This is a genomic window from Mesorhizobium prunaredense (genome assembly GCF_900156895.1).
Lineage (GTDB): Bacteria > Pseudomonadota > Alphaproteobacteria > Rhizobiales > Rhizobiaceae > Mesorhizobium > Mesorhizobium prunaredense.
On the sequence record NZ_FTPD01000009.1, the window covers coordinates 88,448 to 97,685 of the forward strand.

Genomic DNA, 9,238 nt, shown 5'->3' on the forward strand with positions numbered 1-9,238 from the left:
ACATGACCCTTTCGCTCGCAAACCGGTCCATCACTCCGAAAAGCAATGATCGCAGAATAGCTGGTCGCCGCCTGGTTCTTGGCACAGCGCTTGCCTTGACCGCGATCGGCGCGACACTGGTGTATGCCGCTCAGACGCAGGTATTCGATCCGCAGACCCATAAGTGGGTCGAATACGACAAGAAGAAAGCGCGCAAATACTATGCCGCGCATAATGAAGTGCCAGAGGCGTTTCGCCCGCAGATGGTCAAGTTCCGTACCGCGGAAGTGCCTGGTACGATCATCATCGACGGCAACCAGCATTTTCTCTACCTTGTGCAGCCGGGTCAGCGCGCCATGCGCTACGGTATCGGCGTCGGCCGGGAAGGCTTTGGATGGGCCGGAATCGTGCGCGTCGGCCGCATGGCGGAATGGCCGACCTGGACACCGCCGGCCGAAATGATCGCTCGTGATCCGAATGCGGTCAAACATGCGGCAGGCATGCCGGGAGGGCCTGACAATCCGCTCGGCGCCAGGGCGCTCTATCTGTACGAGCGCGACCAGGACACGATCTACCGGATACACGGCACGCCGGAGCCGTGGACGATCGGGCTCGACGTGTCATCAGGGTGTATCCGGATGCGGAACGACGACATCACCGATCTTGCATCGCGCGTCAAGGTTGGGGCCAAGGTCATCGTTCTCATGCAGGGGGCGGCACTTTACAAGGGTGTGTAAAGCCCGGGGTGTGTAAAGCCCGGGGTGTGTATGCCGGGGTGTGTGAAGCGGCATTCGGAGAGGGACAAGCAATGTCGGCAAAACCTGCAGTGAGAACTTCGATCCGGGCAACAGCAATTGGATTCTTGGCGGGGGGCTTGAGCGCTTGCGTCAGCGCGTCGCCGCCGCCGCCTCAGGACCAGATGTCCAGGACCCAGGTCGAGACGGCCCCGGCGGACCTTCAGTTGCTTTGCGCCGACGCGGTCGCCAAGGCGAGCGGTGCCGATAGCACCAAAATACTTCCGGTTTCATCGAGCAAGATCGATTCCAAAACCTATCAGGTCGAACTCGATGCCAGCGGTAAAAAGACAAGCTGCCTTGTCGATACGGACGGCAATGTCAAATCCGTTCAGCCCACCTGATCGGCTCTGGTCGAAGGATTTTGCGGCGATCTGACGATTGCCGCGAACCTGGCGTCGACTTTTGGCGTGACGAAGTTGGCGACCAGCCGTGGTGAAAGGCTCAGAAACCACGAGAAAAAGCCCGGCCGACCGCAGCGTGCCGCAACCCAGCGGCATCATCGTGATTGGCACGTTCGGGCATTCGCTGTACCGTTCCTGCGCCGGTCGCCGAAATTGCGTGTTCCGGCAAGGGAGAACGTCCATGTTACGATCAATTTCGCTTGCGGTTTTCCTGGCGGTCGTTCCTGCGACAGCCTTTGCGAATTCATGCCCGACCATCATGGCCGCGATCGACGCGGCGTTGCCGACCGCGACGCTGCCCGAGGCCGATATGAACAAAGTCAAAGAATTGCGCGCCCAAGGCGAGACATTGCACGCGGCCGGCGATCATGCAGGGTCGGAGGCTGCGCTGAACCAAGCCAAGACGATGCTCGGCATATAGCTGCGACGAACGCGGCTTTCCTGGCCGATTTTCCTGGCCGATTGCGGGGCTTTTTGTTCGGTTGTGGGCCAGCGAGGATCGTCGCCCTGACCGGTTGAAGGCCGTTGATGCCCGGTTAAAGCACTGTCAGGCCCGAGCTGGGTTGGATCAGCCCAGTCCGATTCGCTTGGCGCCTTGCCGGAACAGGGCTGCGGCGTCCGACTCGAAGCGGAAGGTGCCGATGAAATCGTCGGCACAGTAGTTCGGCAGCGTCTTGCGGATGGCGGCCGCGAAAGTGCGGGCCTCATCAAGCCGCCCCGCCAGCCCAAGGCAGTGCGCCGCGATCGCCAGGATGATGGCATGGGCGTTGGGACGGGCGGCGGCCTTCAGCGCCCATTCGGCGGCCTCGTCGAACTGGCCGAGGCGGACATGCGCCATCGCCCTGGCGCCGAGCATGCCGAACAGCAGCGGATCGAACGGACTCAGATGGCGCGAGTGATCGGATGAACCGATCGCCGCGTTCGGATCACCGGACTGCGAGTGGACGAACGAAAGCGCATAATGGCCGAGCGCAAAGTTGGGGCTGAGGTCGACGGCCCGTTCCAGCTCGATGAGCGAGCCGTCCTGCTCGCCGCGCAGCCACAGCGCCCGGCCCATGGCCCAGTGCGCGGCCGGATTGTGATCATCGACCAGAAGACTTTGGCCGGCGGTCTCGAAGGCGAGCGCGCTTTCCCGGTCGCGGTCTCCCCAGCGCTGAAAGGCGTTCTGCCAATGGGTGAAGGACAGGCCGGCATAGGCGCGGGCGAAGGTCGGATCGAGCTTCAGGGCCATGTCGAAGAAATGCCGGGCCTGCTCGTTTTCCGTGCGGGTGAAGCGGTACATGTGCCAGAGGCCGCGATGGTAAGCCTCCCAGGCACTCAGCGAGCTGGGGGCTTTCAGCATGGCGCGGTTGCGCTCGACCATCTCGATCTCGGCCGAGATCGACGAGACGATGCTGTCGCCGATGTCGTCGAGGACGGCAAAGATGTCGTCGGGCCTGCGTTCGAAGGTCTCGGCCCAGACGATCCTGGCCGTGCGCACCTCGACAAGTTCGACGCTGACCGCGACACGGCCAGCCTGGCTGCGCACTGTCCCGGTGGCGACGTAGTCGACGTTGAGCCGCCGGCCGGCATCTTCCGGCGCGATGTTTTTTTCGGCCAGCGCAAAGACCGAGCCGCGGGCGATGACGAAGAAATCCCTGAGCTTGGCCAGGCGGGTGATGATGTCGTGGGTGAGGCCGTCGGCCAATCCACCGCGAAAGGGGCCACCGCGAACGGGGCCGCCGCAAGAGGGGCCGATCCCGGCTTCCTCGACAAACGGCATTACCGCAAGAGAGGCCTTCGACGTAGCAGTATCGGAATGGGGAAGCACAATTGACGTTTTGGCGGCTGCGGGCAACAGCGCCGGCTGCGCCCGGAGCGGCGCGGCCGGTCGTTCGCTGCGGATCGACCGCCATGCCTCACGAACGGGTCCGAAATCCAGATCCTCCGAAGCAAACAGCTGCGCCGCCGAAGCAAGATGGTCCTCGCAGGCGGCGATCTGGCCGCGCCGCGCCAGGCTTGTCAGAAGCGCCAGGTGCGCGCGCTCGTCGAACGGATTGAGTTCCAGCCATTTCTCCAGATGCGCGGACATTTCGTCGGCATCCGCCGGCAGCTTGCTGACGAGCTGTTCCAGAATGGCGGCGTGCCACGAGCTGAAGCGACGGCGTTGCGCGATCAGCCAGCTGTTGAAATGCGGGCTGCGGTCGATCTCCAGCCCGTCGAGGAAGTCGCCGACGAATAGTCTGGACAGGGCCTGCAGCCGCTCAAGATCGAGCGCCTCGATGCCCCTGGCGGCGGCCGAGGCGACATCGAAGGCGTCGACGGAAACGCCCTTCAGATCGAGCGCGACCGTGTCGCCTGATGTTTCGATCCTGCGGCGATCCGGTTCGTCAAAAATGCCCCTGAGCTTGCTGAGGCACCAGCGAAGCTCGCCGCGCGGATCGTTCGGCACATCCCACAAAAGCTCGCACAGACGGCTGCGGCCGACGGCATGCGGCGCCAGCGCCAGATAGGCGAAGAGCGCGCGCAGCTTGCGCGATGCCGGCAGTTGCACGGTGGCGCCGTCGCGGATGACCGTCAGCGGCCCGAGCAGCCGCACGGACAGCCCGGCCGCTGCGCCGTCCAGGCTCGATCGAGCGGATTCCACGTGCATTTCCACGCTTGCTCCCACGCTGGCCAGTTGTCCTCTGTTTTACCTTCGAAAGCGATCGAGTGCATCCGGCAACGAATTTTCTGCGCCGGTTGCCGGCATTGCCACCGTTCCGGGCCGCGTTGACGGCTACGGACCGTACCGCGGCAAGGTCTCGAAACCTCGCCGCCCAAGCCACCGGTTTGTAACCGGCTCGTGACAACGAACACCTCGTGACGACAACAAAAAGGGGAGAGCAGACATGTTGCAGCAACGGAAAATCAGAACCACGGCCGGTCGCGGCCGCCTGTTCGACAGCATTGTCGACACGGTCGGCGATACGCCGGTGATCAGGATCAACAATCTCGGCCCCGATCATGTGACGATCTATGTGAAGGCCGAGTTCTTCAATCCGGCAGCGTCGGTGAAGGACCGGCTGGCGCTCAACATCATCGAAGAGGGCGAGCGCAGCGGCGCCCTGAAACCGGGCCAGACCGTCGTCGAGGCAACCAGCGGCAACACCGGCATCGGTCTGGCCATGGTCTGCGCACAGAAGGGCTATCCGCTGGTGGTGACGATGGCAGACAGTTTCTCCATCGAGCGCCGCAAGCTGATGCGCATGCTGGGCGCCAAGGTGGTGCTGACGCCGCGCGCCCAGAAGGGTTTTGGCATGTACAACAAGGCGGTCGAACTCGCCGAGGCCAATGGCTGGTTCCTCGCCCGCCAGTTCGAGACCGTGGCGAATGCCGCCATTCACGAGGCGACGACGGCGCGCGAGATCATCAACGACTTCGCCGGATCGCGGCTCGACTGCTTCGTCACCGGCTACGGAACCGGCGGCACCGTCGTCGGTGTCGGGCGCGTGCTGCGCCGCGAGCGTCCGGAAATCCGGATCGTGCTGGCCGAGCCCGCCAATGCCCAACTCATCGGCAGCGGCAAGGCGCAGGAGCGCGGCGCCGACGGCGCACCCGCCGCCAGCCATCCGGCCTTCGAGCCGCACCCGATCCAGGGCTGGACGCCGGATTTCATTCCCAACGTCCTGCAGGAGGCGGTCGACGCCAGCCTCTATGACGAGGTGGTGCCGATTGCCGGACCCGAGGGCATCAAATGGGCCAAGGCGCTGGCGCAAAAGGAAGGGATTTTCACCGGCATCTCCGGCGGAGCCAGTTTTGCTGTGGCGCGCCAGATCGCCGAAAAAGCCGCACCCGGCTCGGTGATCCTGTGCATGCTTCCCGACACCGGCGAACGCTACATGACGACGCCGCTGTTCGACGGCATCGAGGCGGAGATGGATGCGGAGGAGATGGCGCTGTCGCGCTCAACCCCGGGCTGCCAGTTCCCGGCCGAGTAGCGGGAGAGGGAGAAACCACCATGGACGCGACGCCAAAATCCTCCGGCACGGCTTTCGAAGAAACGCTCGACATGCGCAGCCTGCAGCAGGGGGAGTGCGTCGTGCCAATCGCCACCGTGTCCAGCCGGATGCTCGCCGTCACCGAGGAAATGCGCACGGTCATGGGTTTTGCGCGAAACGTCCTGGAGGGCGACGGCCTGGGGCCCGATGCCTGCGATTTCATGTTCGGCAATCCGCAGGAAACGCCGTTGCGTGGATTTGTCGATGCATTGATCCGCCACGTCGAGCCACAGGATGTTCACTGGTTCGGTTATAAAAAGTACGATGCGCTGGCGCGCGAAACGGTGGCCCGTTCGCTCAGCCAGGCGCGAAGCCGGAACTACAAGCCAGACGACATTGCGATCACCGCGGGAGGGTTCGGCGCGATAGCGGCTGCGCTGCTCGCCGTGCTTGAGGTGGGAGAGGAGGTCATCTATCCGCGTCCCGGCTGGTTCGCCTATGGTGCCCAGATTCGCGGCGCGGCCGGGACACCCGTCGCCGTCGACCTAGCACCGGGAACCTATGACCTCGATCTCGAAAGGATTGAGGCAGCGATCACCCCGCGCACCCGCGTGGTGGTGGTCAACACGCCGCACAACCCGACCGGCCGCATCTTTCCCCGCGCTCAACTCGACGCGCTCGCCGACAAGCTCGCGGCCGCGTCCGAAAGATTTGGCAAGGTGATTTATCTCCTTGCCGACGAGCCCTATGCGCGACTGGTGTTTGACGGCCATGCGCATATCAGTCCGGCCGAGAGCTACCCGCACACGCTGATCGCCTATTCCTTCGGCAAGACCTTGCTCGCGCCCGGCGAGCGCCTGGGCTGGCTCGCACTCGGGGCGGACATGCCCGAGGCCGATCGCATACTGTTGCGCGAGGCTGTCGACATAGCGCAGGTTTCGCACGGTTGGGCTTTCGCCGGCCGTACCCTGCAGCGGGCACTGCCTGATCTCGAGAAGCTCAGCATAGATGTCGCAGCCCTCGCGCGGCGCCGCGATCGCATGGTCGATGGCTTGAGGGCAGCGGGATACGACCTGCCGGTGCCTGAAGGTACCTTCTATCTCATTCCACGCTCCCCAATACCGGACGACATGGCCTTCGCGGCACGCCTCGCAACTGACGGTGTCTGGGTGCTGCCCGGCAGCGTCGCCCAACTGCCTGGACGTCTGCGGATCAGTTTGACTGCAAACGACGGCATGGTGGAGCGCTCTTTGCCCGTCTTTGCGCGGGCGATCCGGGAAGTCGCAGCCTAACTCCTGGCGAGCAGGAGCTCACACAAGGGCTTCTGGTCCATCGTTTGAGCGATGGCTGGCGGCCGTTGCAATCGACTGCTGAATGCCAAATTAATAGGTCCTGTTCCTAGTCAGGGATGTTTCAGCGCATCGCAAAACCTTCGCGATCACGCCGGAATATCTCGAATCGACGCCGCGCGGCCTCGCCTCGGGCCAGTGGCTGCATGATTTTGGCCTGCAGACGTCACGCGGTTTCAGGGCGCTGAAAGTGTGGATGGCGCTGAAGCAGCACGGCATCCAAAAATTCGGGCGGCTGATCGACCAGAACATCGCACAGGGACATTATCTCGGCGCGCTGATCGAGGCCGAACCGCTGCTGGAACTGGTCGCGCCGCCGAGCATCAACATCGTCTGTTTCCGCTATCGTGGCGACGGGCTGACGGGAGAGCGGCAGAAGGCACTCAACACCGAGATCATGCTGCGGCTGCAGGAAGACGGCATCGCCGCCCTTTCGGATACGACGGTGCACGGCCAGCATTGCCTCAGGGTAGCGATCAACAACCACCGCACCCGGCGCGACGACCTGGACCTGCTGGTGCGGGAGACGGTTCGGCTTGGGCAGGAGATTTCGAGGCCTGGCGTTGCCGGCTAAGAACCCTCAGCCAAGGCAATCGCTTCAGACAAGTGACAGCGCCCAGTGGAGACGACCAATCGTCGAGGGTCAGCGCCGCCCCTCACCTGCCTGCCGGCATCCTCTCCCCGTAGAACGGGGAGAGGGGGCTGTCATTGATCGCCTCGCCTATCTCGAACGTTGCAGAAAGAGCGCTGAGGTTGCGGCCAGCGGGCTTCTCCCCGTTTACGGGGAGAAGGTGCCGGCAGGCGGATGAGGGGCAGCGCAAACCTGAAACGACTACCCTGTGCCCCGCAACGAGGTTCACGCCTCAAGCCAAACCTTGTCGAAATGCTGCTCCAGCGACTGGTGCTGCTCGCAGCCATGCACGCCCTTGCGGAACGTGCGGTAAACCGAGCGCCAGTAGGGCTGGATGATGATGCCGGAATCACGCAGGTTCTGCTCGATCTTGGCCATGATCTCCTTGCGGGCGCCGGCGTCAGGTGTGGCCAGCGCCTTGTCGAGCAAGGCGTCGAATTCGGGATTGGCGTAGGCGGTCTCGTTCCAGGCGGCGCCCGATCTGTAGGCCAGCGCCAGCACCTGGACGCCCAGCGGCCGGCCGAGCCACTCGGTGCAGGAGAAGGGATATTTGCTCCAGTCGTTCCAGAACGTCGCCGCCGGCAGCACGGTTCGTTTGACTTTCAGCCCGGCGTCGCGCATCTGCGCGGCGATGGCGTCGCCGGTGTTCTTCTGCCAGTCGACATCGACGGAGATGAGCTCGTATTCGTGGTCGGATTTGCCGGCCTCGGCAAGCAGCGCCTTGGCTTCGTCGACGTTGCGGACAGCCGGACCGATATCGGCGTATTCGGCATGCATCGGCCCGACATGGTGGTTCTCGGCCGGCTTGCCGCGGTCGTCCATGCCGATCTTCAGGATCGCGGCATTGTCGACGGCGAGCTGGGCGGCGCGCCGCAGCCTGATGTCGTCATAGGGCGGATTGCCGACGTTGAAACGCGCGACGATGGTCGAGCCGGTGGCAAGCTCGGAATTGCTCAGACCCATGGCGTCGGTCTGCGAGACGGTATCGGCGGCGGTCTCGTGGTTGGTGTCGATCTCGCCCGATTCGAAGGCCGAGAACATCGCATTGGGATCGGAGCCGTAGTCGACCCATTGGATGCCGTCGAGCCAGAAGTCGCCTTTCCACCATGGCTTGCCCTTGCGGCGGACCTCGGCGCCGACTTCGGCGTCCCATGCCACCAGTTCGCAAGGTCCTGACGTGATCGCCAGCGCCTTCAGCGGATCGCCGTCGCCATCGTAGCTGCGATGCATGATCAGCGCCGGATAGTCGGTCATGCCGGCAATCAGCGAAATGTCGGGCTTCGGCAGATTGAGCCGGACGGTAAGGTCGTCGACACGCTCGATGCCGCCGTCGATCGGTTTCTTGGTGGCGGCGTCGACCAGCGCCCCCATCCGCTCGGCGACCGAATTGCCGGCGACGCCGGCGTCGCACCAGCGCGTCAGATTGTGGACGACATCGTCGGCGTTGAAGGTGTCGCCGTTCGACCAGGTGATGCCGTTGCGGACATGCAGTGTGATCACGCGGGCGTCGTCGCTGGTCTCCCAGCTCTCGAGCAGCCACGGCTCGAAGGTGAAATCGCGGTTCCAGCGCACCAGATATTCGTTGCACTGGCGGGCAATGTTGGACATCTCGACGCCGTCGAAGGTGCGCGGGTCCTTCCAGCCCTTGACGTTCATGGCGACGCGCAAGACGCCGCCGCGCTTCGGCTCTTGCGCCTTGGCCGGGGAAGGCGCGAGGCCGCCAAGCGCCAGCGCGCCGGCGGCGCTGACGCCGAGTGCTGCCATGGTGGCGAGATATTCGCGCCGGTTCATGCCGCCTTTCTTGAAGCCGTCGGCGACGGGCTCGGCCTGCGGATGCAGCGCTCTTTCGGTCAGCATCAACTTCATCGTCGAATCCTCCCTGTCGGCGCCCGGTCGACCGCGTCGCGGGGGCGGATGCGGTCGGCCGGGCGCCCTTGTCCATGGGCAATGATAGTGTGGGATTCAGCGGGCAAGTGTTCGGGTTTCCGCAGGCGTTGTGCGCTGTTCCGCAGAGGTGGTGAGTGTCTTGCACTGCTGTAGTGCGGATTCTTTCGAGACGCCGGCGGGACAGCGCCCAGGACAGCGCCCCCCCTCTGTCCTGCCGGACATCTCCCCCACAAGG

Annotated in this window: 8 protein-coding genes and 1 pseudogene; 6 read left to right on the plus strand and 3 right to left on the minus strand. The window is 64.1% G+C overall.

Features of this window, described 5'->3' with window-relative positions:
- The first annotated feature begins 2 nt into the window (after positions 1 to 2).
- Positions 3 to 716, plus strand: a complete 714-nt coding sequence (locus BQ8794_RS09250) for a L,D-transpeptidase (RefSeq protein ID WP_143744500.1) — start codon at positions 3 to 5, stop codon at positions 714 to 716.
- Between the two features lie 71 nt (positions 717 to 787).
- On the plus strand, positions 788 to 1,117 hold the full coding sequence (locus tag BQ8794_RS36320) for a hypothetical protein (RefSeq protein ID WP_077375960.1): 330 nt from the start codon (positions 788 to 790) through the stop codon (positions 1,115 to 1,117).
- Here BQ8794_RS36320 and BQ8794_RS35560 read toward each other — a convergent pair.
- Positions 1,004 to 1,438 carry a hypothetical protein gene (locus BQ8794_RS35560; RefSeq protein ID WP_167378679.1) on the minus strand — a complete coding sequence of 145 codons (435 nt, stop codon included), beginning with the start codon at positions 1,436 to 1,438 and terminating at the stop codon, positions 1,004 to 1,006. The two genes, BQ8794_RS36320 and BQ8794_RS35560, sit on opposite strands and share 114 nt — an antisense overlap.
- Here BQ8794_RS35560 and BQ8794_RS09260 point away from each other — a divergent pair.
- Positions 1,359 to 1,598 carry a hypothetical protein gene (locus tag BQ8794_RS09260; protein WP_077375963.1) on the plus strand — a complete coding sequence of 80 codons (240 nt, stop codon included), beginning with the start codon at positions 1,359 to 1,361 and terminating at the stop codon, positions 1,596 to 1,598. The two genes, BQ8794_RS35560 and BQ8794_RS09260, sit on opposite strands and share 80 nt — an antisense overlap.
- Before the next feature lie 147 nt (positions 1,599 to 1,745).
- On the opposite strand, the gene BQ8794_RS09265 is transcribed toward BQ8794_RS09260, so the two are convergent.
- Entirely contained in the window at positions 1,746 to 3,809 is a 2,064-nt protein-coding gene (locus BQ8794_RS09265; RefSeq protein WP_077375966.1) for a BTAD domain-containing putative transcriptional regulator, read from the minus strand.
- 238 nt (positions 3,810 to 4,047) lie between these two features.
- On the opposite strand from BQ8794_RS09265, the gene BQ8794_RS09270 reads away from it, so the two are divergent.
- The 3 genes and pseudogenes from BQ8794_RS09270 to BQ8794_RS09280 form a co-directional block, all read left to right on the plus strand.
- A complete protein-coding gene (locus BQ8794_RS09270) occupies positions 4,048 to 5,136 on the plus strand; it encodes a PLP-dependent cysteine synthase family protein (protein ID WP_077375969.1) in 1,089 nt (362 codons plus the stop codon).
- Between the two features lie 20 nt (positions 5,137 to 5,156).
- Positions 5,157 to 6,428, plus strand: coding sequence for an aminotransferase class I/II-fold pyridoxal phosphate-dependent enzyme (locus tag BQ8794_RS09275; RefSeq protein ID WP_143744501.1), 1,272 nt, complete (start codon positions 5,157 to 5,159; stop codon positions 6,426 to 6,428).
- A 106-nt stretch (positions 6,429 to 6,534) separates the two neighbouring features.
- A pseudogene (locus BQ8794_RS09280) lies at positions 6,535 to 7,059 on the plus strand (pyridoxal phosphate-dependent decarboxylase family protein); the annotation flags it as partial.
- Positions 7,060 to 7,341: 282 nt separating this feature from the next.
- Here BQ8794_RS09280 and BQ8794_RS09285 read toward each other — a convergent pair.
- Complete coding sequence (locus BQ8794_RS09285) at positions 7,342 to 8,982, minus strand: ABC transporter substrate-binding protein (RefSeq protein ID WP_077375972.1); 1,641 nt, start codon at positions 8,980 to 8,982, stop codon at positions 7,342 to 7,344.
- Between the last annotated feature and the right edge of the window lie 256 nt (positions 8,983 to 9,238).